The sequence below is a fragment of the Streptomyces sp. NPDC051963 genome (genome assembly GCF_044593495.1).
GTDB lineage: Bacteria > Actinomycetota > Actinomycetes > Streptomycetales > Streptomycetaceae > Streptomyces.
Genome location: NZ_JBIUCC010000017.1, coordinates 28721 through 52610, shown reverse-complemented (window position 1 = coordinate 52610; position 23890 = coordinate 28721). Strand labels below are relative to the sequence as shown.

Annotated in this window: 28 protein-coding genes; 24 read left to right on the top strand and 4 right to left on the bottom strand. The window is 68.8% G+C overall.

The features are described from left to right. The first annotated feature begins 152 nt into the window (after positions 1 to 152). From ACIHFB_RS44040 to ACIHFB_RS44020, 5 genes are all read left to right on the top strand, one after another. Entirely contained in the window at positions 153 to 1562 is a 1410-nt protein-coding gene (locus ACIHFB_RS44040) for a LuxR C-terminal-related transcriptional regulator (RefSeq protein WP_400129801.1), read from the top strand. A 41-nt stretch (positions 1563 to 1603) separates the two neighbouring features. Beyond that, on the top strand, positions 1604 to 2512 hold the full coding sequence (locus ACIHFB_RS44035; protein ID WP_365284184.1) for an MEDS domain-containing protein: 909 nt from the start codon (positions 1604 to 1606) through the stop codon (positions 2510 to 2512). A gap of 75 nt (positions 2513 to 2587) precedes the next feature. After that, positions 2588 to 3064: an ATP-binding protein gene (locus tag ACIHFB_RS44030; protein ID WP_365284186.1), complete on the top strand. Its 477-nt coding sequence runs from the start codon at positions 2588 to 2590 to the stop codon at positions 3062 to 3064. A 71-nt stretch (positions 3065 to 3135) separates the two neighbouring features. Then, positions 3136 to 4446: an Nramp family divalent metal transporter gene (locus tag ACIHFB_RS44025; protein WP_400129800.1), complete on the top strand. Its 1311-nt coding sequence runs from the start codon at positions 3136 to 3138 to the stop codon at positions 4444 to 4446. A gap of 28 nt (positions 4447 to 4474) precedes the next feature. Next, complete coding sequence (locus ACIHFB_RS44020) at positions 4475 to 4897, top strand: hypothetical protein (RefSeq protein ID WP_365284190.1); 423 nt, start codon at positions 4475 to 4477, stop codon at positions 4895 to 4897. 9 nt (positions 4898 to 4906) lie between these two features. Here the strand turns inward: ACIHFB_RS44020 and ACIHFB_RS44015 are convergent, their stop codons facing one another. Then, complete coding sequence (locus tag ACIHFB_RS44015) at positions 4907 to 6154, bottom strand: hypothetical protein (protein WP_365284192.1); 1248 nt, start codon at positions 6152 to 6154, stop codon at positions 4907 to 4909. 47 nt (positions 6155 to 6201) lie between these two features. Continuing rightward, complete coding sequence (locus ACIHFB_RS44010) at positions 6202 to 6720, bottom strand: SigE family RNA polymerase sigma factor (RefSeq protein ID WP_365284194.1); 519 nt, start codon at positions 6718 to 6720, stop codon at positions 6202 to 6204. Between the two features lie 546 nt (positions 6721 to 7266). Between ACIHFB_RS44010 and ACIHFB_RS44005 the strand changes: the two genes are divergently transcribed. Continuing rightward, a complete protein-coding gene (locus ACIHFB_RS44005) occupies positions 7267 to 7488 on the top strand; it encodes a hypothetical protein (protein ID WP_400129799.1) in 222 nt (73 codons plus the stop codon). Between the two features lie 8 nt (positions 7489 to 7496). Here the strand turns inward: ACIHFB_RS44005 and ACIHFB_RS44000 are convergent, their stop codons facing one another. Then, positions 7497 to 7796, bottom strand: a complete 300-nt coding sequence (locus ACIHFB_RS44000; protein WP_400129798.1) for a hypothetical protein — start codon at positions 7794 to 7796, stop codon at positions 7497 to 7499. A 60-nt stretch (positions 7797 to 7856) separates the two neighbouring features. Here ACIHFB_RS44000 and ACIHFB_RS43995 point away from each other — a divergent pair, with 60 nt between their 5' ends. The 5 genes from ACIHFB_RS43995 (at position 7857) to ACIHFB_RS43975 (ending at position 11082) form a co-directional block, all read left to right on the top strand. Then, the gene (locus tag ACIHFB_RS43995; protein WP_400129797.1) at positions 7857 to 8171 is read left to right on the top strand and encodes a hypothetical protein; all 315 of its coding nucleotides are present in this window, start codon (positions 7857 to 7859) and stop codon (positions 8169 to 8171) included. A 9-nt stretch (positions 8172 to 8180) separates the two neighbouring features. After that, positions 8181 to 8915 carry a hypothetical protein gene (locus tag ACIHFB_RS43990; RefSeq protein WP_400129796.1) on the top strand — a complete coding sequence of 245 codons (735 nt, stop codon included), beginning with the start codon at positions 8181 to 8183 and terminating at the stop codon, positions 8913 to 8915. A gap of 30 nt (positions 8916 to 8945) precedes the next feature. Then, positions 8946 to 9365: a hypothetical protein gene (locus ACIHFB_RS43985; protein ID WP_400129795.1), complete on the top strand. Its 420-nt coding sequence runs from the start codon at positions 8946 to 8948 to the stop codon at positions 9363 to 9365. 392 nt (positions 9366 to 9757) lie between these two features. Further along, positions 9758 to 10351: a hypothetical protein gene (locus ACIHFB_RS43980; RefSeq protein WP_400129794.1), complete on the top strand. Its 594-nt coding sequence runs from the start codon at positions 9758 to 9760 to the stop codon at positions 10349 to 10351. 515 nt (positions 10352 to 10866) lie between these two features. Beyond that, positions 10867 to 11082: a hypothetical protein gene (locus ACIHFB_RS43975; RefSeq protein WP_400129793.1), complete on the top strand. Its 216-nt coding sequence runs from the start codon at positions 10867 to 10869 to the stop codon at positions 11080 to 11082. Between the two features lie 322 nt (positions 11083 to 11404). On the opposite strand, the gene ACIHFB_RS43970 is transcribed toward ACIHFB_RS43975, so the two are convergent. Further along, on the bottom strand, positions 11405 to 13090 hold the full coding sequence (locus ACIHFB_RS43970) for a chitinase (RefSeq protein ID WP_400129791.1): 1686 nt from the start codon (positions 13088 to 13090) through the stop codon (positions 11405 to 11407). Positions 13091 to 13323: 233 nt separating this feature from the next. Here ACIHFB_RS43970 and ACIHFB_RS43965 point away from each other — a divergent pair, with 233 nt between their 5' ends. From ACIHFB_RS43965 to ACIHFB_RS43905, 13 genes are all read left to right on the top strand, one after another. After that, positions 13324 to 14208 carry a hypothetical protein gene (locus tag ACIHFB_RS43965; protein WP_365284198.1) on the top strand — a complete coding sequence of 295 codons (885 nt, stop codon included), beginning with the start codon at positions 13324 to 13326 and terminating at the stop codon, positions 14206 to 14208. An 80-nt stretch (positions 14209 to 14288) separates the two neighbouring features. Then, positions 14289 to 14996, top strand: a complete 708-nt coding sequence (gene cpaB, locus ACIHFB_RS43960) for a Flp pilus assembly protein CpaB (RefSeq protein ID WP_400129790.1) — start codon at positions 14289 to 14291, stop codon at positions 14994 to 14996. Between the two features lie 9 nt (positions 14997 to 15005). Continuing rightward, a complete protein-coding gene (locus tag ACIHFB_RS43955; RefSeq protein WP_400129789.1) occupies positions 15006 to 16244 on the top strand; it encodes a CpaE family protein in 1239 nt (412 codons plus the stop codon). Then, positions 16241 to 16630, top strand: coding sequence for a TadE family protein (locus ACIHFB_RS43950; RefSeq protein WP_365284204.1), 390 nt, complete (start codon positions 16241 to 16243; stop codon positions 16628 to 16630). The genes ACIHFB_RS43955 and ACIHFB_RS43950 overlap by 4 nt, the downstream gene beginning before the upstream one ends. 1 nt (position 16631) lies before the next feature. Beyond that, positions 16632 to 16991 (top strand): TadE/TadG family type IV pilus assembly protein, encoded by a 360-nt coding sequence (locus tag ACIHFB_RS43945; protein WP_365284206.1) that lies wholly within the window; start codon positions 16632 to 16634, stop codon positions 16989 to 16991. Between the two features lie 10 nt (positions 16992 to 17001). Next, positions 17002 to 18339: a CpaF family protein gene (locus ACIHFB_RS43940; RefSeq protein WP_400129788.1), complete on the top strand. Its 1338-nt coding sequence runs from the start codon at positions 17002 to 17004 to the stop codon at positions 18337 to 18339. A gap of 10 nt (positions 18340 to 18349) precedes the next feature. Continuing rightward, on the top strand, positions 18350 to 19291 hold the full coding sequence (locus tag ACIHFB_RS43935) for a type II secretion system F family protein (RefSeq protein WP_365284210.1): 942 nt from the start codon (positions 18350 to 18352) through the stop codon (positions 19289 to 19291). A gap of 15 nt (positions 19292 to 19306) precedes the next feature. Next, the gene (locus tag ACIHFB_RS43930) at positions 19307 to 20194 is read left to right on the top strand and encodes a DUF5936 domain-containing protein (RefSeq protein ID WP_365284213.1); all 888 of its coding nucleotides are present in this window, start codon (positions 19307 to 19309) and stop codon (positions 20192 to 20194) included. Positions 20195 to 20261: 67 nt separating this feature from the next. Next, entirely contained in the window at positions 20262 to 21608 is a 1347-nt protein-coding gene (locus tag ACIHFB_RS43925; RefSeq protein ID WP_400129832.1) for a sensor histidine kinase, read from the top strand. Continuing rightward, a complete protein-coding gene (locus tag ACIHFB_RS43920; RefSeq protein WP_365284217.1) occupies positions 21608 to 22348 on the top strand; it encodes a response regulator transcription factor in 741 nt (246 codons plus the stop codon). The genes ACIHFB_RS43925 and ACIHFB_RS43920 overlap by 1 nt, the downstream gene beginning before the upstream one ends. Positions 22349 to 22470: 122 nt before the next feature. Next, positions 22471 to 22665, top strand: coding sequence for a hypothetical protein (locus ACIHFB_RS43915; protein WP_400129787.1), 195 nt, complete (start codon positions 22471 to 22473; stop codon positions 22663 to 22665). Then, a complete protein-coding gene (locus tag ACIHFB_RS43910) occupies positions 22662 to 23270 on the top strand; it encodes a pilus assembly protein TadG-related protein (RefSeq protein WP_400129786.1) in 609 nt (202 codons plus the stop codon). The genes ACIHFB_RS43915 and ACIHFB_RS43910 overlap by 4 nt, the downstream gene beginning before the upstream one ends. A gap of 34 nt (positions 23271 to 23304) precedes the next feature. Further along, positions 23305 to 23883, top strand: a complete 579-nt coding sequence (locus ACIHFB_RS43905; protein ID WP_400129785.1) for a hypothetical protein — start codon at positions 23305 to 23307, stop codon at positions 23881 to 23883. The last annotated feature ends 7 nt before the right edge of the window (positions 23884 to 23890 follow it).

The following is a 23890-nucleotide window of genomic DNA, read 5'->3' as shown; positions in this document are numbered from 1 at the left end:
AGTCGGGGCTCCCTCCGGTCGGTGGCCGCGGGGGAAGCGAGTCGGGGGTTCCTCCGGTCGGTGGCCGCGGGGGAAGCGAGTCGGGGGTTCCTCCGGCCGGTGGCCGGGGGAGAAGCGAGTCGGGGGTCCCCCCGGCCGGTGGCCGGGGGACGGTGAGCACGCACGACGTGGTCGAAGCCGTCGCCGGGCTTGTCGACAAGTCGGTGCTGTGCCGGGAGCCGGGACCGGACGGTGTGCGCTACCGGCTCCTGTACACCCTGCGCCACTACGGCCTGGATCAACTGCGCCGCCTGCCGGGCGAGGAGACGGCCGCCCGGCGCCGCCAGCGCGACTGGATGCAGCGGTGCGCCACCGCCCGCGAACGCGCCTGGTTCGGCCCCGGACAGCGCGAGACCGTCGCCCGACTCCGCGCCGACCAGGACAACCTGCGCGCCGCCCTCGACTTCTGTCTCACCACCCCCGGCGAACGCCTCGCCGGACTGCGTCTCGCGGGCACCCTGTGGTTCTACTGGCACGCCTGCGGCGCACCCCGCGAGGGCCGCCACTGGCTCGACCGCGCCCTCGCCGCCAACCCGGAGCCGACCCCCGAACGCGCCCGCGGCCTGTGGGTCGCCGGCCTCCTCGCGGCCGCCACCCAGGACCTCGCCCGAGGGCTGGACCTCGCCAGGAACGCCCGCCGCCTCGCCCGGCATCTCGGCGACCCGGCCGAGACCGCCCACGCCGAGTACGTCGTCGGTGTCCTCCAGCTCTTCGGCAACGACCTCCAGGTCGCCCTCGCCCACTTCGAGACCGCCGTCGCGCGTGGCCGCGTCCCCGGCCAGCACCTGAGCATGCACGGCCTCGACAAGGTCGAACTCGCCTTCGCGCTCGCCCTGCTGGGACAGGCCGACCGTGCCGTCGCCGTCTGCGAGGCCGCGCTGCGCGACTGCGAGGAGCACGACGAGGACTGGGTGCGCTCCTACCTGCTGCGGATCCTCGCCCTCGCCCACACCGTCCGCCAGGACTTCTCACGCGCCGAACGGCACGCCCTCGACGCGCTGCGCCGCAAGCTCGACGTCAACGACGTCATCGGGATCGGCCTCACCCTCGACCTGCTCGCCGTGATCGCCGCCGAACGCGGCACCCCCGAACGCGCGGCCGTCCTGCTCGGCGCCGGCGACCGCGTCTGGGGCGACATCGACAAGGGCCGCTGGGGCTCGGACGCCCTCAACTCCGCACGAAGACGGTGCGAGGAACGGACGCGCGGCACGCTGGAGGAGCCCGCCTTCCAGCGGTCGTACGAACGCGGCAGTGCGTACGGCCTGACGGAGGCCGTCGCCTACGCCCTCAGCGACGAACAGTCGCCGGACGAGACCACCGAACGGCCCTCGAACGGCGTCCGCCTCACCCGCCGTGAGGCCGAAGTCGCCGCGCTCGTCGCAGAAGGACTCGCCAACCAGCAGATCGCCGACCGTCTGGTGATCGCCCGCCGAACCGCCGAAGGCCATGTGGAACGCATCCTCAGCAAGCTCGGCTTCAGCAACCGCAGCCAGATCGCCGCCTGGGTGACGGCCCAGCGCTGAACCCGTCAGGATCCTCCCTCCCCAGACCTCGAAGGGAACCCGTGACCATCCATCCTGCCTCCGCCCACGGGGCGTTCGACCACCGTATGGCCGTCTTCGGCACGGACGACGAATTCGTCGCCGCGGCCCTCCCGTTCCTCGCCGAAGGCCTCGGCGCCCCCGGCGAACCCCCGCCCGTCGCCATCGCCGCCCCCGACAAGCTGGACCTGCTGCGGGACGCTCTCGGCGGTGACGCCAAGAGCGTCGCCCTCATCCCGCACTCCGAGTGGTACATCGGCTCCGCTGCCAACGCCGTCGCACAGAGCGCCGGTTACCTTGCGGCCCAGGCCGGGCCCGGCGGCCGTATCCACCTCCTCATGGAACCGATCTGGAACGGCCGCGCCGGACGCTCGCCGCGCGAGACCGCCGAGTGGATCCGCTACGAGGCCCTCGCCAACCTCCTCTTCGCGCCGCTCGCCACGACGGCCCTGTGCGCGTACGACACCCGCACCGCCGGAGCCGCCATCGTCGCCGCCGCCCGCCGCGCCCACCCCGGCACCGGCGTCTACACGGACCCGGTCACGCTCGCCGGCGAGCTGGACGCCGTACCGCTGCCGGAGCCGCCGGCGGACGCGCAGCTGCTCCACCACCCGGACCCGGACGCCCTCTGCGCCGGGGCCATCGCCCGTGGACTGGCCGCCGTGGACGCGGAGTTGTTCGCCGGCTGCGTCCTCGCGGCGGCGGCCTCGCTCGGACCGGTCACCGGCGCCCTGCTCTGGGGCACGGCACCGGGCTGTGTCTGCGAACTGCGCACCACGCGCCGCGTCGCCGACCCGCTCGCCGGCTTCGTCCCGCCGCCCGGCGGCGAACTCGGGCCGGAGCAGGGGCTGTGGTTCGCCCGGCAGGTGTGTGCGTACGTCGACGTGCGCGACGACGCGGAGGGGGCGACCGTACGCCTCCAGTACGTGTAGCCGTACGTCGACGCAGGTAGGGAAACAGGTAGTCCTCCCCGTGTGCGGTACACGCGGGGAGGCCACCATAGGAACATGCTGCAACTCTCCGGGTTCCCCTCGCCGGATCCCGGCCACCGGTACGGCGCCTACCCCCAACCACCCCTGGGGGCAGGCCACTTGAGCATCGAGTACGAGCCGCGCCGGACTGCCGTCGGTGAGGCCCGCAGGGAGGTGCGCCGGCAGTTGGAGATATGGGGACTGGGCGAGCGGGACGACGTGGCCGACACGGCCGAGCTGCTCGTCAGCGAGCTGGCGACCAACGCCGTGCTGCACTCCGAGAGCCGGTTCCGGCTGACTCTGACCGCCGCGCACGGTGTTCTGCGCTGCGAGGTCACCGACGCGGGGCGCGGGCGGCCGCGGGTCCTCGACGCGGGCACCTCGGAGAGCGGCCGCGGGATGTTCCTGGTGGACGCGCTCGCCCGGCGCTGGGGCTGCCACCAGGACGGGCAGGGCACGACCGTCTGGTTCGAGCTGGGTACCTGTGGCTGCAACGGCTGTAGTCGGCCATAGGCGTGTGCATCGGGTGCTGATCGGCGCACGCCCCCTTGTGCCGTCGCACGCTTTACGCTTTCTTGATCCGCATGGCTGAGACGACGGGGAACCAGACGACAGGCGAGGCCACCACCGCACCTCGCAAGTCCAGTTGGAAGTACATCGGGCCCGGCATCGTCGTCGCGGCGACCGGTGTCGGTGCCGGTGACCTGGTGGCGACGCTGATCGCCGGCAGCAACTTCGGGTACACGCTGCTGTGGGCCGCCGTCATCGGCTGCCTGGTCAAGATCTCGCTGGCCGAGGCGGCGGGGCGCTGGCATCTGTCCACCGGGCGGACCCTGTTCGACGGCTGGGCGAGTCTGGGCCGGTGGACGACGTGGTTCTTCGTCGTCTACGTGGTGATCTGGGGCTTCGTCTACGGCGCTGCGGCGATGTCGTCGAGCGCGCTGCCGTTGCAGGCGCTGTTCCCCGACGTGATGGACCTCGAGTGGTGGGGCATCGCGTGCGGTCTGGTCGGGCTGGTCTTCGTCTGGTTCAACAAGTACGCGGTCTTCGAGAAGGTCATGACGGTGCTGGTCGGCGTCATGTTCGTGGTGACCGTCTATCTGGCCATCCGGGTCACTCCGAACCTCGGGGACGCCTTCGCCGGTCTGCTGCCGGTGCTGCCCGACGAGAAGGACTCGATCCTCAACACGCTGGGCCTGATCGGCGGCGTCGGCGGCACCATCACGCTGGCCGCGTACGGCTACTGGGTCAACGCCAAGGGCTGGACCAACACCGGCTGGATGAAGGTGATGCGCCTGGACAACCGGGTCGCCTACGCCACGACCGGCATCTTCGTCATCTCCATGCTGTTCGTCGGCGCGGAGCTGCTGCACTCCGCGAACATCGCGATCGCCAGCGGCGACAAGGGCCTCATCCAGCTGAGCGACATCCTGGAGGCCGAGTACGGCGCGGCGACGGCCAAGTTCTTCCTGATCGGCTTCTTCGCCACCTCCTTCACCTCCCTCATCGGCGTCTGGCACGGCGTGAGCCTGATGTTCGCGGACTTCGTGGCCCGGCAGCAGAAGCGGGAGCGGACGACGGGCGCAGAGGTGGCCTCCGGCGAACGCGAGCGGTCCTGGCCGTTCCGCGCCTACCTGCTGTGGCTCACCCTCCCGCCCATCGTCCTGCTGTTCCAGGGCGAGCCCTTCCGCCTCATCATCATCTACGGCGTCCTGGGCGCGGCCTTCCTCCCCTTCCTCGCCGGCACCCTGATCTGGCTTCTCAACACCTCGCGCACCCCGAGCGAGTGGCGCAACGGCTGGGTGAGCAACGGGATGCTCGCGATCGCCGGGCTGCTGTTCCTCGTACTGTGCGTGAAGCAGATCTGGGACCAGCCGTGGTCCGAGTTCTTCTAGCCCCTCGGCGGCGGGTTACGGTGCGCCCATGCAGCAGCCCGACTCCGGCCCCCAGCAGCCACCACAGCCACCACCGCCCGGCTTCGGCCCGCCCCCGCAGCCGTACGTCCCCGCCCCGCCGCCGTACGCGCCCCAGCCCGCGCCGATGCCGCCCCACCCGCCTCATCCGGCCGCCGCGGGCCCGGAGTTCCTGGCCGTGGACCGCCACAACTCCGTCGTGGTGGACCCCGCCGGGGTCTCCTTCGAGAACCACGGCATGACCCTCGAACTGTCCTGGCCCGAGATCCGCAGCGTCCACTACAAGGCGGAGGGCAACGCACTCGTCGTCGGGGTCGTCCACGCCGACGGGCGGTTCTACGAGTGCGTGGTCGACGCCAAGCGCGGGGAGCGGCTGCGGGAGTGGTTCGGGCAGCTGGCGGGCGTGCTCGGGTACTACCGGCCCATGGGCTGACCTGATCGCCTAGGACAGGTCGGCCCACTTCGGGCTGAGGGCGACGGCCCGGAGCTCGGCGATGGTCAGCGCGGGTGTGTCACGGGTCGCGGCGGTGTGCTGGGCACCGGAGTTGAAGGCGCTCACCACCACGCGCCGGCCGTCGGTGCGGATGGTGTCGACGGTCCACATGACGACCCCCTCACCGCCCTTCTCCCCCGGGCCCTGGTGCACGGCGACCTTCGTCCCGTCGGCCAGGACCTCGGCGTCCGGACCGAAGAGCTGGTCCTCGACGTCGCGCATGTCGGGCTGCACATTGATCTGGACGAGGCTCTGGCCGCTGCCGTCGTCGACCACGACATAGCCGTACTCGCCGTCACCGCCGCGGGAGACCACCTTCGTGTCCTTCGGCAGCAGGGCCGCGAGCGTCTTCTGCACCCCTGTGCCCGTGGGCGAGGAGGGCGGAGCCGAGGACGACGCGCTGGGGGACTTCTCCGCCCCGGCGCCCCGGTCGGCGGAGTCGATGGCGATCGTCCAGAAGTCCTTGGTGGCGATGGCCTTCAACTGCGCCGGCGACAGGGGCGGTTCGTCACGGCTGACCGGAGCGCCCTTCTCGGCCTCCGCGTTCCACTCGCTCAACGTGACGTGATGGCCGTACGGCGTGATGAGCGAGGCGTACCACCACTTCGTGTCCTCGCGGCGGTCCGGGTACTCGTACCCCTGGTAGACCATGAGCGTGCCGTCCTGCACCTTGGTCGAGGTGCAGGCGTCGTACTCGACGAACGTCTTGTCCGGGCAGGTGGTCAGCTGCGCGGCTTCGTCGCTGTTCGCCTCGACGCGGTTCAGGGAGACGCTGACCAGCGCGGCGCCCTGTCCGTCGTCGTACACGAGCGATGCGTACGGCGCCCCGCTGCTGGTGCCCTCGCCCTGCTGCCCGCTGTACGTCCCCTTGGGGAGCATCTCCTGGAGCGCGCGGACGATGGTGTCGCCCGACAGCTGTCCGTCGGCGGACGGGCTCGGCGTCGTGTCCTCGGTGCCCACGGACCGCTGTCCGTCGGCGTCGTTCGCCGGCAGGAGCAGCGCCCCGCCGACGCCGACGAGCGCGACCCCGGCGACGCCGCCGACGAGGGCCGCCCGGCGGCGGTGCCGCAGTCGGCGGCCGCGTGCGGTGCCGGCGGCGACGAGGGCGTTCCGATCGGTCTCGAAGTGGTCGCCGGCCTCGCTCAGAGCGAGGGCGACCCGGTTCTCGAAGAGGTCTTCCTGGTATCCGGAAGGCATGACAAACCACCTTTTCTACTGAGGTGTTGGGCCTGGCTGGCGGAAGTTCAGGTGGCGGCGTACTCGCCCATGTCCTCGCCGAGGAGTTCACGCAGCCGGGCGAGTGCACGGGTGCAGCGGGTCCGTACCGCGGCCGAGCTGGTGTTCATCGCGTCGGCCGTCTCCTCGATGCTGCGGTCCTCCCAGTAGCGCAGGACGACCACCGCACGGTCCTTGGCGGGCAGCCGGGCGAGCGCCTCCAGCAGCGTCAGCCGCAGGGACGTGTCGCCGTCGGCGGCGTGCGGCCGCTCCGGCAGTACGTCCGTGGCGCGCTCGGTGCTGCTGCGGCGCCGCTGATGGGCGAGGAACGTGCGGGTGAGAACGGTCTGCGCGTACGCCGCCGGGTTGTCGACCCGCGACACCCGCCCCCATCTGACGTACAGCCGGCCCAGGGCCTCCTGGACCAGGTCCTCGGCGAGATGCGTGTCCCCCGCGGTCAGCAGACACGCGGACCGGTAGAGATGCCCCGCCCGTGCCGCCGCGAACGCCGCGTACTCGTCGGACCCGCCCGCGCGGACCTGTCTCATGTACTCCCCCCATCGTCGGCCGTCACCTCATTGATGCGGTGGGCCCCCGGAAATGTTTCACAGGGGGGCGAGAGGGGACGCCGGGTGGGCCGAGGGTATGTCTTGGTGAGGACCAAGCAGAAGGAAGTACGGGGGACCACCGACCCACCACCACAAGGCAACCAGCCCCCATACAGCCAGCAGCCGCTGCCTCCACCTCCGCCGAGCATGCCCCCGCCGGGTTTCTGCCCACCGCCACCGCAGAACGCGCCCATGCCCGCGCCGCTGCACGGATACCCGCAGTCCCCTCCCTGCAGTGGTTCGCACAGCCGGCGCCGGTGCTGGGGCACTACTGGCCGATGGGGTGGGTGAGGCAGGCTCAGAACTCCACCGGGTCATCTCGAACTTGGGCGATACCACCTCCAACTCGCGCTACCAGACGTACCTGCCGGACATCGTCTGGTTCGGCGTGCGAAGCGCCGCCTGGCGGTGGAACGGGGCCAGTTCAACCAGCAGGCCGGATACGGAAGCCAGTATCCGTAGTTGGCACCCGATAGCATGTCGAGCATGGAAAACCCACAGGACGCTCCGCTCACCCGTGAAGAAATGCAGCGGCGTTGGCCTTCAGCGACTCCTCAGGAGCGGCGCGAGATGATGCGCCGCGTACGGGAACACGAGCTGAATACGCCTGAGGGTGCGGCGCGGGACCGGAAGCGCAAAGCGATTTTCTATGGAGTGTTGGCGCTGATCATCATCGGCGGGCTCGCCTATCAGCTACTCACCCGATAGGCCGCGGGTCAGCCGCCGACTGTCCGGCTCAGCGCCATCGTGGCCAACAACACCACGAGCGCTGCCCAGCTGAGAGGGACCCTCTTCTGCCGCCACCCCGCGAAGCCCAGCCCAGCGCTCACTGAGACCAGCGCCGTGACGAGCAGACCGCCGAAGGTGAAGTCGCCGGTGAAGATCGCAACCAGCAGGGCCGCCCAGTATCCCAGGGCGAAGAGGACCCCGGCGGCCAGCGCAGACACGTAGATCAGGCGGTTGGGGTCGTCTTTGCGGTCCGTGGTACGGAGATTCTCGCTCCTGGGCATACGCATGGAACTACCCTATACGGAGAGGGCGCTTGCGCCGACACCGCCTGAGCTGCACGGAGAACCATGGGATTCAAGGTAGTTCCAGACGATCTCGAAGCTTGCGGAAAGCTGATTGATCGCGCCGGACAGGACGCGCTGCAGGGAAAAGAGTATCTCAACCGTCACAGCGAAATCTCTGCCGGGGCTCAGGGACTTTTCACCCGGCCATTTGATTTTCATGGTTCTCTGCGCTCCGACGTGGCGGACGTGTTCGGTCGATTGCACTCACTTCTCGACGCTTCGTCTCGGGAGCTCATCAGGTCTGCGGACTACTACCGGGATACCGACCAAGCGGAGGCAGCCAAAGTGGATGCTGTCCAGCCTCCGTCGAAGCGTTGAGGACGCAACATGGCTTTCACGGACGTCGCTGAACCAACCAGTCGACTCAAGGCGCCAGGGGCTCCCGAGGAGTTCAGCAACCCCTTGGATCTGCTGAACCAGGCGAGTGACCTCATCAGCCCGACCTACTGGGTGAATGAAATCCTTACGGCAGCCACGGGATTCAACCCCATGGACAAGGCCAAGGAGTACTTTGCCGGTGATTGGGAGGCGTACGCGAAGTGTGGCGAGGTTTGGGAAAACCTTGGCAAGTTGTGTGACGACATCTCCGAGAACCTCAAGGCGGGCAATCGCGAGCTCGATGCCACGTGGGATGGCAATGCTGCGGATGCCGCCTTCAATTATTTCAAGGCGATGGCCGACCGTTGTGACGAACTACAGTCAGATCTGAGCGCTCTGAGTACGCAGTACGGCATCGTCTCGCGCGGTGTGTGGTCCACAGCGGAGGCAGTCGGCGCGATCCTCGGCCAGATCGGTGATGCTGCTGCCACGGCAGCAATCGCGGCTGCCGCTGGTACGTTGGTCTCTTGGACCGGGTGGGGCGCGGCTGTCGGCTATGGCCTTGCCGGCTTCGAGATCCTCCGCATCATCGACCTGTGGGTTGATGCCACCAAAACCATCAACAATGCCCAGCTGATCGTCAACGGCGCTATGGGGGTCACTGAGTCGGTCGGTGGCGAACTGGCGGGTAAACTTCGTGACTTTCGGCTGCCTGGAGACGCGTACGACAACGCCGTGGTCTGACCACGTCCCGTAGCGAGGATGAAACCAGCGATGGACCGCCACGACAGTAATCCGGATCCGGATCCTGCAGTGAGTGATGCGGAATTCCAGAGTTCCACCCGGGATCAGGTTCAAGCTCGCGCGCTTCGCAAGCAGTTGCAGCAACTAGCGGGAGGCGGCGCCGGCGAGGTGTTGCAGGAGATGTCCAAGGAAATCCTCTCCGGCCGACTGGGACTGCGTGAGGCCATGCGGGTAACTGCCTACGCCGAGGCTCTCGGAGAGCGCACTCGCACCTTCCGGGAGGCGTGGGAGCAAATGACACCGGAAGAACGAGAAAACCAGCAAGCCGAAGCCCGACGTTTCCTCGATGCTCAGCGCGAGGAGATCGAGCAAGAACGCCGAGAGCAGCAGGACTGTCCAGTCTCGGGCAGGCCCCCACGCCACAGCGGCCGTGGTTGGAGCGCATATTGATCCAGAGTGGTAATGACTCTGGATCATTGATCGCCGCGAGGGCAGCTGGCGGACGGGAGTTGCCGCGGCGCTGATCAAGAACGATGTCGGCGCATAGGGCAGGAGAGCCATGGACGCGCGATCCGCGGGCCGGGCTTCCTCCAAGAGCTCTTGAAGACTTCAGCAGGCTTGCACGCCTGACTTTGCCGAGCCAGTAAGTTGAGCGGGCCGCAGCCACGGGGCTGGGCGCCGTAACCCTCGCAGGCGTCCTGTGCCTCTGCAGCGTGGCGGCCGCACCCGCGGCGCTCTGTGGGCTGTGACCTCGAGGCGAGGTGTCAGCGGCCTGTTCGGCGGCTGAGGCACAGGGCCCGTCGTTCTCCCGGGGCCCCGCTGGTTCCCTGGGAGAGCGACGCGTGGAACAGAACGAGGGAATGATGACAGGTCTGGAACGGATCACCCCCTGGTGGGACCGTCGGGTCATGGGCGGTGTCGCTATCGCGGTCCTCCCCGTAACGGGGATCGTTGTGGCCGTCGTCGGGGCGAAGTCCGAAGCGAGCGTGTCGGGGATCTTGCTGGTCGTCACCATATGGTGGGTGGTCATCTGGGCGGTACGCCATCAGATAGTGCCGTCTGCGTCCGTGAGCGCCACCACTCTGGTGATCAAGAATGTTTACGACCGGTACCAGATCCCCTGGCAGATGTTGTCGGGCATCGACTGGCAACGACGGTCAGGCGTCCTCTCTCTCGGCCTGGCGGACGGCCAGCGGGTGACCGTTGAGGCATTCAGTCGCTGGCCGTCGTTCGGGCGTCACCGGAAGGTGATCGCGATACTGGAAGAGGGCCGTCGTCTCGCGGCGACAGGCCAAGGTGGGACTGGTGCGGACTCGTCGGCGGACCAGGTGCGAATCACCGAGAACTCGGGAATCCTCGAATTCCTGCTGGCCGTCGCCTTCGGGATTACCGCGCTGGCGCTGGTGGTCAGGGGCGTCATCCTGCTCTTGAACTGATGCACGAGTTTCTGCGACGAGCGTGCCGCCTGCGACGGGCTGGGTTGACGTGGAGCGGCCGTAGCGCGCGGATCGGCCGTTGGCCGCACGTTCAGTTGGGCCGGGACCGGCAGGATCCGAAATCAAGGGCTGGCCGTGGAGGCGGGTTGCTGCTGGAGCCGTTGCCTCACTGAACGCGGGGTTGCTCCCAGCCCCTTCGAACTGGCAGCTCTACCCGGACTGGACTTCCACCGGCAGGCGACGACGAGCTTCCGAACAGCGAGGACCACTGGGCTGCGGGCTCGCACCCTGGGTCTGGCGTCGGTGCGGCGTACTGCCGGCCGATCCCTCGGCGCAGAGCGGTGCTTCCCAGGCGATGTCAGGCACGGTCGTCTCCTCAGAGCTGGCTGGCGATGTCCTGGATGAAGGCGTACGACTCCGTGGGTGACAAGGCGTGGCGTTCCATCCAGTCGAGCTGGGCTCGGTACCCGGCACCGGGGAACGATGAGGCCCTGAAGGCCCACAACCTTCACGACATGCTTGACCCGGCACTCCAAGCCGTCAGCGAACTCACCGCAACGGCAGCCCAGTTCACGGAGTCGCCGGACTTCTACCCATTCCTTCGCTATCGCTCCTCCACCCTCCACCTGATCGCCTACGACTGCCCGGCCCGGGAACCGGACGGCGGAACCCGCACGTGGGCAACCCTGCCAAGGGCGAGCGCGGTGACGTACGGCGCGAAGCATCCCTGATCGGCCTGCGATGGGCAGATCTGGGCCGTAGGAGAGCTGGATCTCTCTGGAAGATCGTGAGTCGGCCGATGCGCTCGCCCTGCCTACAACCGCGTGATGCAGTCGGTGAATCCCGCGAGGCGGGGACAAGTGGCTTCGCGGTCTCAGTGACACGCCGTGGATGCGGCGTATCACTGAGACTCGCGACCCACTTGGCAGCCTTCCGGCGAATTCGCCCTCAGCGGCACCTCCGCGTGGGTGGGGGAGGCACCTCGAAATCTTCCACTGCCCGGCGGGTCCCGCCCGCGAGCACAACGTCAGCCTTCAGGGGCGGACCGCTCAGTTACGGCAGCCCGTGCACATGCGGCCCCACCGCGTTCGACCACGCGTTCCCCGCGGCCGCGTCCCAGTTGGTCGACCAGGTCATCGCGCCGCGCAGGTCGGGATAGGTCCTCGACGGCTTGAAGGAGCCGCAACCGGTCCCCTTCGTCAGGCAGTCCAGCGCGTTGTTCACGACGGAGGGCGAGACATAGCCGCTGCCCGCGCCGCTGGTCGAGGCCGGAAGGCCCAGCCCCACCTGGGAGGGGGCCAGTCCGCCCTCCAGCTGGATGCAGGCCAGGGCCGTCAGGAAGTCGACCGATCCCTGGCTGTAGACCTTGCCGTCGCAGCCGAGCATCGAACCGCTGTTGTAGTACTGCATGTTGACGACCGTGAGGATGTCCTTGATGTTCAGGGCCGTCTGGAAGTAGCCGTTCGACGTCGACTGCATGTCGATCGTCTGCGGGGCCATCGTGATGACCAGCGACGAGCCCGCCTTCGACGACAGCGAGCGCAGCGACTGCGACATGTAGGTCGCGTTGATGCCGTTCTCCAGGTCGATGTCGACGCCGTCGAAGCCGTACGTCTGCATCAGCGAGTACACGGAGTTGGCGAAGTTCGTCGCGGAGGTGGAGTCGTTGATCGACACCGTGCCGTTCTGGCCACCGACGGAGATGATGACCTTCTTGCCCGCCGCCTTCTTGGCCGTGATGTCCGCTTTGAACTGGTCGACGGTGTAGCCGCCGAGCCCGGCCGAGTCCAGGTTGAAGGTCACCGCACCCGGTGTCGACGTCGCGTCCGCGAAGGCCACCGCGATGATGTCGTACTGGGACTGGACGTCGCTGAGCTTCTGGACCGTGGCGCCGTTGTTGAAGTTCTGCCAGTAGCCGGTCACGGCGTGCTTCGGCAGGGCCGGGCCCGTCGGGGTGGCCGTCGTCCGCCCCGTCACCGCCGTCGACTTCACCGACTCACCGGCCGCGTTGGTCGCCGTGACCTGGAAGGAGTACGAGGTGGAGGCGGTCAGGCCGGTGACCGTGGCCGACGTTCCCGTCACCGCCGTCACCTTCGCACCGTCCCGGTAGACGCTGTATCCCGTCGCTCCCGAGACAGCGTTCCAGGCGAGGGACACGGAGGTGGAGGAGGTGCCCGACACGGACAGTCCGGCCGGCGCACCCGGAATCGTCGGCGCGGGATCGGTCCCGCCGCCCCCGTCCGGCCCGAACACGGACAGGTCGTCGACGTAGTACGCGGCCTGTCCGTACCAGCCGTGCGTGTACACCGTCACCGATGTCGTCGAGGCGCCGGTCGTGAAGGACGTCGTCAGCTGCTTCCAGCTCGTCGAGTCGGGCGTCCAGGTCGACACGTCCGTGGTGCCGGTGCCGGTCACGCCCAGATAGGAGTACCCGCCCTGCACCCAGGCGCTCAGTGCATACGTCGAGTTGGGCTTGACGGCCACCGTCTGGGTACATCGGGCGTTGTCCTGCCCGGCCGGCGTGGCCTTGAGCGCGGTCGAGCCGGTGCGGACGGGGGAGGAGACCGTCGCGCCGCTGCCCGCGGAACAGGCCCAGTTGGCCAGGCCGGACTCGAAGCCGGCGTTCTTGGCGTTGTTGACGTCGGCGGCGGACGCCTGGCCCGCACTGGTGAGGGAGAGAGCGAGGGCGGCGGTGACGGCTCCCGCCCAGAGTCGTATCGATCGTGTCTGTGGGGACATGACAACAAGTTGGTCCAGACCAATTGCATTGTCAAGGGATGCCGCCGAGATGCTCAACCTGCCCCGTTTTGACAGGTGTTGTGCAACGCCAGTTGCCTCGCAGCTACAGAAACGCTGTTCTCCGGTCATAGAGGCGTGGTTACAGTGCTCAGGTAGTCACGCTGTGAAGTCGACTCGGTGTGCCGGAGTAACACCGGCGGGCCGACAGGGGCGGGTGAATCGGGGAGCTGCACGTGCCAACTGCCATTGCCGTGACCAGTGCCGACCTGGCGCTGCCGGCGCACGACGAGCGAACCGTGCCCGCAGTCGTGCTCCAGGACCTGGACCGGCAGTCGCTGGACCAGTCGCTCGGCGCCGTGCAGACGCTGATCGACCAGCACGGGCATGTCATCGTCATGTGCTCGCAGGCGGTTCCCGATGCCGTGGTGCAGCGACTGCACACCGTACGGTCGCTGCTGGAGAGTGACCGGATCGCCCTGTTCCGTCCCCCGCTGCCCCCGCTCGGACTCGCCGTCCTGGCCCGTCAGTTGAGACAGCTCGCCTCCTGCGACCTCAGCCCCGGTGTGCTCGCCTCCGCCGGCCGGCTGCTCACCCACTACATCCACGCCGGCGCGCTGCTCGGCTCCGTGGCCCGCCTCGACCGCGTCCCCGTCGGCCTGAAGTCGCACGCCAAGTCCTGGGTGCCCGGTGTCCAGTTCGGGGTGGTCGCGCATCCCGAGCCGCAGCTGGTGAAGCTAGAACCCGGGGCCGAGCTGACCGGCCCGGAGTTCGCCACCTGGATGCTGTTCGCCAAGGGCCAGCTCCAGTCGGACTGGGTCACGGAGAGCCTCGCGAAGTCCTGGCGGGTCCAAGGGATGCGTGAGGCCGTGCTGCCCGCCGAGTCCCCGCACTGGTGGGGGACCGGCAAGCTGATCGAGTTCTGTTCGTTCCTGCCCGACCTGTCGGTCCTCTACCAACTCGTCACCTCGGTGCGGCAGAACGTCTGCCACTGGTGCGGCATCGACGTCATCGGCGACCGTTGTGTCTTCTGCTCCGCCACCCCGCCCGTCCTCGAGAACCAGAACGGGAGCCCGAAGCAGATTCAGTACCAGAACCGGAAACAGATAACAGCAGGCTGACCCCCGCACCACCGCACCGATGCATCACCGCACCACTCGACTCCGCTCGACCTATACCCCCCAATGAGGTTGTACGGTTCATGAACTCCCGTCAGCGCCGCGGCGTGATACTCCTGCTCCTGTCGGTCCTGTGCGCCCTCGGCGCGTTCGCCGGCGTGCTCTCCGTCGTCAACGACGTGGAGTCCAAGGTCGGTCCCGAGGTCACCGCCTACCGGGTCAAGACGAACGTGAAGCCCTACGAGACCCTCAACGCGGGCCAGTTCGAGAAGACCGAGATGCCGGAGCGCTGGTTGTCGGACACGGCCGTCACCGATCTGAAGCAGATCGAGGGCAAGATCGCCGTGACGCCCCTCGAGAAGGGCTCCCTGCTGCAGAGCGACATGATCGTCGACCAGCCCGCCCTCCAGCCCGGGCAGCAGGAGGTCGCCATCATGATCGACGCGGCGACCGGCGTGGCCGGAAAGATCACGCCGAACTCCACCGTCAACGTGTACGCCACCTTCGAGGGCCGGCGTGAGACCGACCCCGATCAGTCCAAGATCATCGTGACGAACGCCAGGGTCCTCGACGTCGGCGAGCTCACCCCGCTCGAACCCGACGCGAACGACCGCACCCGGGACGCCACCGACGCCGTCCCGATCACCTTCGCACTGTCCACCATCGACGCCCAGCGCATCACGTACGCGGAGTCGTTCGCCCAGCGGGTCCGGCTCGCACTGGTCGCGCCCGGCGGCGACACCACGGTCCCCGAGTCCGACCGGACGTACGAACTCGCGAAGGACAAGTGAGAGGCCCGCATGCCCACGAGGATCCTCCCGGCGGTCGGTGACGCGGACGCGGTCCGGTCCCTCACGACCCTCCTCAGCCAGCTCCCGGACGCCGAGCCGGTCGCCCCGGTGGTCGACTCCACCCAGCTCGTCGACACCCTCGCCCGCCTCGCCGCCGAGTCGGTCGACGAACTGCCCGAGGTCGTCGTCGTCCACGAGCGCATCGGCCCGGTCCCCGCGCTGGAGCTGATCCGTGACGTGGCCCTGCGCTTCCCGGCCGTGGGCGTCATCCTCGTCACCTCCGACGCGAGCCCCGGCCTCTTCCAGGCCGCCATGGACTACGGCGCACGGGGCCTGGTGGCGCTGCCCCTGAGCTACGAGGAACTGGCCAGCCGCGTCCGCGCGGTCGCCCAGTGGTCGGCGGGCGTACGACGCCATCTCGGCAGCGCGGTCGACGTGTTCACCGGCGTGGGCGGCACCGTGGTCACGGTGAGCGGCGCCAAGGGCGGCGTGGGGACGACCCTCACGGCGGTCCAACTGGCCCTCGCCGCCCAGGCGTCGGGCCGGTCGGCGGCGCTGGTGGACATGGACCTCCAGGCCGGCGACGTCGCCTCCTACCTGGACATCCAGTTCCGCCGCTCGGTCGCCGACCTCGCCACCATCACCGACATATCCCCGCGCGTCCTGGCCGACGCGGTCTTCCGCCACGACACCGGCCTCGCGCTGCTGCTCGCCCCCGGCGAGGGCGAACGCGGCGAGGAGGTCACCGACCGAGCCGCCCGCCAGATCGTCACCGCCCTGCGGGCCCGCTACGAGGTCGTCGTCATCGACTGCGGTGCCCAGGTGAGCGGCGCGAGCGCGGCTGCGATCGAGACGGCGGACACGGCGCTGCTGGTCACCACCCCGGACGTGGTCTCGGTCCGCGGCGCCAAACGCACCGTACGCATGTGGGACCGGCTCCAGATCCGCAAGGCCGAGGAGACGACGGTCGTCGTCAACCGCCACACCCGCGCCACGGAGATACAGCCCCCGCTGATCCAGAAGATCACCGGGACCGCGCTGGCCGCGACGGCAGTCCCCGCCAACTTCAAGGAACTCCAGGCCGCCGTCGACGCGGGCCGCGTCCACGAACTCGACAGCAGGAGCACGGTCAAGCAGGCCCTGTGGGGCCTCGCCGGCGAACTCGGCCTGGTGAACGTCCCCGAGGGCGACCGGCGGGGCGGACGGGGGTCGGTCGGCTTCCGACGGCGGAGGGACGGAGGGGGATGAGGCTACGCGGGGTTTTCGCAGCGCGGGACCGGGGCCAGGTCACCATCGAGTTCCTCGGCATGACCCCGCTGATCATCCTCACGCTGGTGCTGCTGTGGCAGTTCGTGCTGCTGGGGTACACGTACACGCTGGCTGGGAATGCTGCGGATGAGGCGGTGCGGGCGGGGACGGCGGTTGCGGATGGTGGTGCACGGCAGGCCGCGTGTGAGCAGGCGGGTCTGGACAAGCTGCCGGACGCGTGGAGCGGCGAGGTGGCCTGCGGGACCGAGGGCGGCTTCGTCAAAGCCACCGTCACGCTCCATGTCCCCGTCCTGTTCCCGGGCTCGATCGGCTTCCCCTTCGACGTGGAGGGCCACGCGGGTGCCGTGGAGGAGGTGAAGGACTGAGATGCCGTACGACGGTAAGGGCCGCGACCGCGGCCAAGTCGCCATCGAATACCTCGGGTTCATCCCGATCCTGATCCTCGTCGCGCTGGCGGGGGTGCAGATCGGGCTGATCGCCTACGTCGGACAGCAGGCCGGTACGGCGGCCCGGGCCGGGGCACGGGCGGCCTCGCTCGAACAGGGTGCTGCCCAGGAGGGGTGTCAGAACGCGGTCAGTGGCTGGGTGGCCGAGCGGACCGTGTGCACGGAGGCCCGGGGCGCCGACGAGGTCACCGTCACGGCCACGGTCCAGATCCCGTCGATCGTCCTCGTCTGGGACTTCGGGGACGCCAACAAGACCGCCACCATGCCGCTCGACCACTGAGGATGCACCCATGAGCCTGCGGTCCCGCATCAGCACCCCGGAGGAGAACGGCAGCCGGGGCGAGGACGGCCACCTGGTCGCGTCGTACCGCGCGAAACTCCTGGAGGAGATCGACCTCGCGGAGATGAGCGCGCTCGCCATGGCCGAGCGCAGAGCGCGTCTTGAGCGGGTGCTCGGGCACATCATCAGCCGTGAGGGCCCGGTGCTGTCGACGGTCGAGCGTGCGCAGCTGATCCGGCGCGTGGTCGACGAGGCGCTGGGCCTCGGCATCCTGGAGCCGCTGCTCGAAGACGCGTCGATCACGGAGATCATGGTGAACGGCCCGGACGCGATCTTCGTGGAACGCGGCGGCCGCGTCGAGCAGTTGCCGCTCCGCTTCCCCTCCCACGACCAGCTGATGCAGACGATCGAGCGGATCGTGTCGACGGTCAACCGGCGTGTCGACGAGTCGAACCCGATGGTCGACGCGCGTCTGCCGTCCGGTGAGCGCGTGAACGTGATCATCCCGCCGCTGTCGCTGACCGGCGCCATCCTCACCATCCGCCGCTTCCCCCGCTCCTTCACGCTCCAGGAGCTGATCGGCTTCGGCTCGCTCGACGAGCACATGCTGTACCTGCTGGAGGGGCTGGTGCAGGCGAGGTGCAACATCATCGTCTCGGGGGCGACGGGCACCGGAAAGACAACGCTGCTGAACGCGCTCTCCGGCCTGATCCCCGAGAACGACCGCATCATCACCATCGAGGACTCGGCGGAACTCCAGCTCCAGCAGGCCCATGTGATCCGCCTGGAGTCCCGCCCGCCGAACGTGGAGGGCCAGGGGCACGTCACCATCCGCGACCTGGTCCGCAACTCCCTCCGGATGCGCCCGGACCGGATCGTCGTGGGTGAGGTCCGCGGCGGGGAATCCCTGGACATGCTCCAGGCGATGTCGACGGGCCACGACGGCTCGCTCGCCACGGTCCACGCCAACAGCGCGGAGGACGCGCTGACACGCCTTCAGACCCTTGCCTCCATGTCGGACGTGGAGGTCCCCTTCGTAGCACTCCACGACCAGATCAACAGCGCGGTCGACGTCATCATCCAGCTCACCCGGTTCCCGGACGGCGCCCGCCGCATCACCGAGATCGCGGTCCTCGACAGCCACGGGGGCGAGCCGTACCGCATCGCGACGGTGGCCCGCTTCGAAGCCCAGCCGATGACCCACGAGGGCCGGGTGCACGGCAGTTACGCCCATTTCCCGCTGCCGCGCCGCACCGCCGACCGCCTCTACATGGCGAGCCAGCCCATACCCCAGGCCTATGGCGTCGCCCATACCCCAGCTCAGCTCTCCACCCGAGAAGCCAGGTAGGACCCTCCCGATGGAACTCGACACCCTAGTCACGCTCACCACCGGCACAGCACTGCTGACCTGCGTTCTCTTCGTGGTGGGCCTGCACTTCTACGCGGCGGGCAAGGCGCAGCGGGCAGCCCTCGTGGAGCGGCTGTCGGCCACCGGCCAGCTGCCCGCCGGCCGCCGGCGCCGCTTCCGCACCATGGACCGCCGGCTGCGCCGTACGAAGCTGGGCAAGGACCTGGAACTCCGCCTGGCGGCAACGGGCCTGGATGTCACACCGGGCGAGTTCTTCGCCTACATGCTCGCGACGGTCACGGCCCTGTGGCTGATCGGCCAGGCGACCCTCGCCCCCTTCTTCGGCCCGCTGGCCGGGGCGCTGGGGGTGTGGGTGGCGATCCAGTTCCTCAACTGGCAGCGGCAGAAGCGGATCGAGAAGTTCATCAACCAGCTCCCGGAAATGGCCCGCATCCTGGCGAACGCGACACAGGCGGGTCTGGCGCTGCGTACGGCGATCGGGATGGCCGCGGAGGAGCTGGAGGCGCCGGCCGGGGAGGAACTGGGGAAGGTGGCGAACCAGTTGGCGGTGGGCGCGTCGATGGACGACGCACTGGGCGAGCTGGCCGACCGGCTGCCGTCCCGCGAACTGGTGGTCCTGGTCACGACCCTGGTGCTGTCGAACCGGGCGGGCGGTCAGGTGGTGAGCGCCCTGCGGAACCTGACCGAGACGCTGGAGGAGCGCAAGGAGACACGGCGCGAGGTCCGCACCCAGCTCTCCCAGGTCACCATGACGTCGTACGCCGTCCCCGTGCTGGGCGTGGGTGCGCTGTTCCTGATGAACGGGGTGAAGGACGGCGCCCTGGACCGGATGACGGGCTCGCCGCTGGGTCAGGGGGCGGTGATCGTGGCGTTCGCGCTGTACGCCATCGGCTTCATCATGATCCGCCGGTTGTCGCGGATCGACGTCTGAGGCGGGGAGAGGGACATGGCATTCCTACTGGCCCTGCTGATGGGCCTCGGCATCTGGGGCGTCTTCGCCGGCGTCCGCATGTACCGCGCGGACGCCAAACTCCCCGATGACCTGGCGCTGGCCCTGGAGGTCGGCGCCACCAGGACGGGCGCGGTCGACTCCCTGATCGACCGCCTCGGCATGCGGTACGCGCCCGCGGTACTCCGGCTGATGGGCCCGAAGCAGGTCGCCAAGTACCGCCGCAAGATCGACCTCGCGGGCAACCCCGGCGGCCTGACCATCAACCGCTACGCGGCACGCAGGGCGGTCTACGGCGCGCTGGGCGGCGTAGGCTGCCTGGTGTTCCTGCTGCGGGGCCAGTACCTGGTGGCGCTCCTCCTGCTCGCCTTCGGGGCGTTCTGGACGGAGGTCGGAATCTGGTCGGCGATCCGTATCCGCAAGGACGTGATCGAGCGGACCCTGCCCGACTTCCTCGACGTACTGGCGGTGGTGGTGAGCGCGGGTCTGGGCTTCCGCCAGGCCCTGGACCGCGTCGCCACGAAGTACGAGGGCCCCTGGGCGGACGAACTCCGCATCACCCTCCGGCAGATGGACCTCGGCATGAGCCGCCGCCAGGCCTTCGCGGAACTCCGCCGACGCAACGACTCCGAGCAGGTCGCGATGTTCGTGACGGCGTTGCAGCAGGGGGAGGAGCTGGGCGCGCCGATCGTCGACACGCTGGTGTCGCTGGCCAAGGACATGCGCCGCACGGACGCGCAGAACGCCCGCCGCAAGGCGGCCAGGGCCGTACCCAAGGCCACCTTGATGATCACCACCTTCATGGTGCCGGCCACGATGATCCTGCTCGGCGCGGGGTTGCTGCTCGGGTCCGGGACGGACTTCGGTTCGATCACGGGGGAGTAGGGGGGCGAGGGAGATGGCTACGACGGAACAGGGCGGTGGGGGCGGCCCGCTGAGTGCGCTGAGTCCGATGAGTCCGCTACGGCTGCTGCGTCGCCGGCGGCGTCGGACTCGGCCGCAGGGGACAGCGGCACCCGTATCAGTGCCCGTACCTGTATCCGCGCCCGCACCCGCACCCGCACTGGAGATCAACGCCCTCCAGGCAATGTGCCGCCAGGTCTTCGCCTTCCGTCTGGCCATGATCGCCCTGGCCTCGCCCTCGGCCCTCCTCAACGCGGCCCCCGGGCTGGGCGTCCGTCTGGTGGGCGCGGCGGTGGTGGTCACGTTCATGGGCTCGTACGTCCTCTTCCGGGACTGGGAACGCTTCGGCCCGCTCCTGCTGCGCCACCCTTCCCTCCTGGCCATCGACACCCTCTTCGGCTCGCTCCTCCTGATCTCCGCCGGTCCGGACACCACCCTCGCGTACGTCAGCGTCTGCACGCCCCTCCTCGCGGGCATCGTCTACAGCTGGCGGGGAGCGGCGGTCTTCGCCAGCCTCCAGTCCCTGATCCTCCTCCTCGTCCACGCGACGGGCCCCGACACACAGGCGGGCGTCGCGGAGACGGCCTTCCTCCCCGGCCTCTGCGTCATAGCGGGCGCTGTCGGCTCCTCCCTGCGCACACTCCTCCTCCGCTTCGGCACCGCGACAACGGCCCTGACGGCAACCCAGGCGCGCCTGGCCGTGACGGAAGCGGTGAGTGCGGAACGCGCCCGCCTGGCACGCGAGATGCACGACTCGGTGGCCAAGACCCTGCACGGGGTGGCCCTGGCCGCAGACGCCCTGGCCGCCTCCGCGGACGCCACTCACCCGAATCCGGCCCTGATCAAACAACAGGCGGAACTGGTGTCCCGCTCGGCACGCAGAGCGGCAGCGGAATCCCGAGACCTCCTGGCCGACCTGCGCCGCGAAACAGACCCGACCCGAACCACGGACGTACTCACGGAACTTGCGGCCCGCACCGGGGACTTCACGACCCGCACGGGCTTACCGGCCACCTACCACCCCACAGGGGACGCCCCCCTCCCCCCGATCCCCCCGGCGGTGGCCCGCCAACTCCTCACCATCGCCACCGAGGCCATGGAGAACGCCCACCGCCACGCATCACCCACCCACGTCGACGTACGGGCAGGCATCCACGACGACGTCCTCCGCATCACCGTCCACGACGACGGCCGCGGCCTCCCTCCCGACACCACCCTCGACCAGCTCCGCCAAGCGGGCCACTTCGGTCTGCTGGGCATGGTCGAACGCGCGGCCTCGGTAGGAGCCCGCCTCGACATCGGCCGGGGCGATCACGCACAGGGCACGGAGGTCCGCCTCGAACTGCCTTTGGCGGCCGTGACGCCACAGAGCAGCACAGGAAAGGAGGCTGCCTGATGCCGCAAGACCTCCCGCAGGTACGGGTATTGGTGGCGGACGACAACCCGGTGGTCCGAGCAGGCCTCACCGCACTCCTGTCCGGCCGCGAGGACATCACGGTGGTGGCGGAGGCCGCGGACGGCCGCGAGGCCTGCGAGGCGACGTATCGGCACCGCCCCGACGTGGTCCTCCTGGACGTCCGCATGCCGGGCGTGGACGGCATCTCGGCACTCCCGTACCTGGTCCCGCTCGCTCCGGTGATGATGCTCACCTACAGCGGGGAGGCGGGGGTCGTCGAGGAGGCTCTGCGCAGGGGCGCCGGCGGTTACTTGGTGCACGGCGAGTTCACGGCGGACGAACTGGTGGCAGCCGTACGGGACATCAAACGGGGAAGGCCGCACTTCACGCCCACGGCGGCGGGTGCGTTGCTGGAGCAACTGCGAGCAACGGCAAAGGATGTTGACGCACCAGCCTTGCCTGAAGGCCTGGGTGAAGCGATTTCCCCCAAACGCCTTTCGCAACTGCAACCAACTGTGGGACAGTCTTCCTTGGGGCAGGCCGACAGGTCGCGGTTCCAACTCAGCGCAAGGGAGGCGGAGATCATGGACCTCGTCGCATCGGGCATGAACAACCACCAGATCGCCGCCACCTGCTTCATCAGCGAGAAGACGGTCAAGAACCACATCAACCGCATCTTCGCCAAGCTCCACAGCACCAGCCGCGTACAGGCCGCCGTGAAGTGGTTGGGGGTGGCCTGAAGTGGTGCGTCGGGGGGTTGGTGGGGGGTGGAATTGGGCCCTGGGGCCCTCTGCGGGATCGGGTGTTGAGCCATACCCTGCTCAGGTCGACCACCTGTCGTGCCACGCCGGAGGGGTACACCATGAGCAACTGGATCAACACGACCGTCTCGTACGTCCGCGCTCGCGCCGCCCGGAACGACAAAGGGCAGACGGCGGTGGAGTATCTGGGGATCATTGCGGTGGTCGTGGCTATTGTGCTGGCGATCACGGGGACGAGCATCGGTCAGACCATCTACGACGCGATCGTGTCCAAGATCGACGAGGTCATCGGTTGACCCGGAGCCGCACATACGGCGACGCAGGGCAGGCCTTCCCCATCTACATCACGGTGGTGGCGGGCCTGCTCTTTCTCGCGTTCGCATACCTCGCGGTCGGCCAGGCAGCGGCGAACAGGAACGGTGCACAGACGGCGGCTGACGCGGCCGCACTTGCGGCAGCCCTCGACACCCGCGACAAGCTCAGGGACGAGTGGGTGGACAACCTGCTCGACCCGACGACGTGGCAGGGCATATTCAACGGCGAAGGCGTGGACTTCGACGGATGTGATCGTGCCTATCAGCTGGCAGCGCAGAATGACGCAGAGGCGTCCTGTGACCCGACATTCGCGCTGCCCCCGGGCTACACGGTCGAGGCCCGGACCAACAAACCCGTCGGAGACTCCATCGTTCCCGGCACGGAGGACAAGCATGCGAGGGCGTCCGCCACTGCCGTGATCGACCCGCTCTGCACGTTCGAACTCCCCGGCGAGGACGCGGGGGACGACGTACTGCCGCAACTCGACTGCGGGGACGGGATCATCTGGGAGGACCTGGACCCGGACGACCCCACCAGTCTCCCGGGCCCTGAGGACCTGTTCGACGTCCATCTGGCTGACGACTGACACGTGAACGACGAGTGGTGAGGGAAGCAGAGTCATGAGCATTCGGTTCACAGCCAAGGCCCGTAGGGGGATGGCCGTGTTGGCCGTCGTGGCCGGACTGGCCGTAGGCGTGACGAGCTGCGGCGGCGGAGGAGACGAGGACAAGAAGCCGGAAACGTCGGCTTCGGCCACCAAGGAAAGCGGATCCGACCCGAGTGCTCAAGAGGGGTCGGACGAGCCCCTGGTCGAACTCAGGGGAGAGGGCGGCCTGGTCCTCCAGATCAACTCGGCCGTGCGGGACTCCGGTGGGTTCGTCACCGTGAGCGGCGAGTTGAAGAACGACGGCGCCGAGGCGGCTCGACTCTCCATCCGAACCGCGGGCGATGAAACCGAAATCGTCCGGCACGGTGATTCGCTCGGCGGGGCAACGCTCGTCGACTCGGCGACCAAGAAGCGGTACTACGTTCTGCGCGACACCGATGGTCGTCCGCTGACGACGACGGGCATGCCGAGGATCCAGGCGGGCGACTCGATCCCGGTGTTCATGCAGTTCCCCGCACCGCCTACCAGCACCAGCGAAGTCACCTTCCAGCTACCGACGTTCGCCTCCGCCACGATCAAGATCTCCGGGTGAGGCACCG

Bases quoted from the DNA above. Each gene is read 5' to 3' on its own strand.
- ACIHFB_RS44030 (WP_365284186.1), top strand. From the start codon at position 2,588: ATGCTGCAACTCTCCGGGTTCCCCTCGCCGGATCCCGGCCACCGGTAC.
- ACIHFB_RS44025 (WP_400129800.1), top strand. From the start codon at position 3,136: ATGGCTGAGACGACGGGGAACCAGACGACAGGCGAGGCCACCACCGCA.
- ACIHFB_RS44020 (WP_365284190.1), top strand. From the start codon at position 4,475: ATGCAGCAGCCCGACTCCGGCCCCCAGCAGCCACCACAGCCACCACCG.
- ACIHFB_RS44015 (WP_365284192.1), bottom strand. From the start codon at position 6,154: ATGCCTTCCGGATACCAGGAAGACCTCTTCGAGAACCGGGTCGCCCTC.
- ACIHFB_RS44010 (WP_365284194.1), bottom strand. From the start codon at position 6,720: ATGAGACAGGTCCGCGCGGGCGGGTCCGACGAGTACGCGGCGTTCGCG.
- ACIHFB_RS44005 (WP_400129799.1), top strand. From the start codon at position 7,267: ATGGAAAACCCACAGGACGCTCCGCTCACCCGTGAAGAAATGCAGCGG.
- ACIHFB_RS44000 (WP_400129798.1), bottom strand. From the start codon at position 7,796: ATGCGTATGCCCAGGAGCGAGAATCTCCGTACCACGGACCGCAAAGAC.
- ACIHFB_RS43995 (WP_400129797.1), top strand. From the start codon at position 7,857: ATGGGATTCAAGGTAGTTCCAGACGATCTCGAAGCTTGCGGAAAGCTG.
- ACIHFB_RS43990 (WP_400129796.1), top strand. From the start codon at position 8,181: ATGGCTTTCACGGACGTCGCTGAACCAACCAGTCGACTCAAGGCGCCA.
- ACIHFB_RS43985 (WP_400129795.1), top strand. From the start codon at position 8,946: ATGGACCGCCACGACAGTAATCCGGATCCGGATCCTGCAGTGAGTGAT.
- ACIHFB_RS43975 (WP_400129793.1), top strand. From the start codon at position 10,867: ATGCTTGACCCGGCACTCCAAGCCGTCAGCGAACTCACCGCAACGGCA.
- ACIHFB_RS43970 (WP_400129791.1), bottom strand. From the start codon at position 13,090: ATGTCCCCACAGACACGATCGATACGACTCTGGGCGGGAGCCGTCACC.
- cpaB (WP_400129790.1), top strand. From the start codon at position 14,289: ATGAACTCCCGTCAGCGCCGCGGCGTGATACTCCTGCTCCTGTCGGTC.
- ACIHFB_RS43955 (WP_400129789.1), top strand. From the start codon at position 15,006: ATGCCCACGAGGATCCTCCCGGCGGTCGGTGACGCGGACGCGGTCCGG.
- ACIHFB_RS43950 (WP_365284204.1), top strand. From the start codon at position 16,241: ATGAGGCTACGCGGGGTTTTCGCAGCGCGGGACCGGGGCCAGGTCACC.
- ACIHFB_RS43945 (WP_365284206.1), top strand. From the start codon at position 16,632: ATGCCGTACGACGGTAAGGGCCGCGACCGCGGCCAAGTCGCCATCGAA.
- ACIHFB_RS43940 (WP_400129788.1), top strand. From the start codon at position 17,002: ATGAGCCTGCGGTCCCGCATCAGCACCCCGGAGGAGAACGGCAGCCGG.
- ACIHFB_RS43935 (WP_365284210.1), top strand. From the start codon at position 18,350: ATGGAACTCGACACCCTAGTCACGCTCACCACCGGCACAGCACTGCTG.
- ACIHFB_RS43930 (WP_365284213.1), top strand. From the start codon at position 19,307: ATGGCATTCCTACTGGCCCTGCTGATGGGCCTCGGCATCTGGGGCGTC.
- ACIHFB_RS43925 (WP_400129832.1), top strand. From the start codon at position 20,262: ATGAGTCCGCTACGGCTGCTGCGTCGCCGGCGGCGTCGGACTCGGCCG.
- ACIHFB_RS43920 (WP_365284217.1), top strand. From the start codon at position 21,608: ATGCCGCAAGACCTCCCGCAGGTACGGGTATTGGTGGCGGACGACAAC.
- ACIHFB_RS43915 (WP_400129787.1), top strand. From the start codon at position 22,471: ATGAGCAACTGGATCAACACGACCGTCTCGTACGTCCGCGCTCGCGCC.
- ACIHFB_RS43905 (WP_400129785.1), top strand. From the start codon at position 23,305: ATGAGCATTCGGTTCACAGCCAAGGCCCGTAGGGGGATGGCCGTGTTG.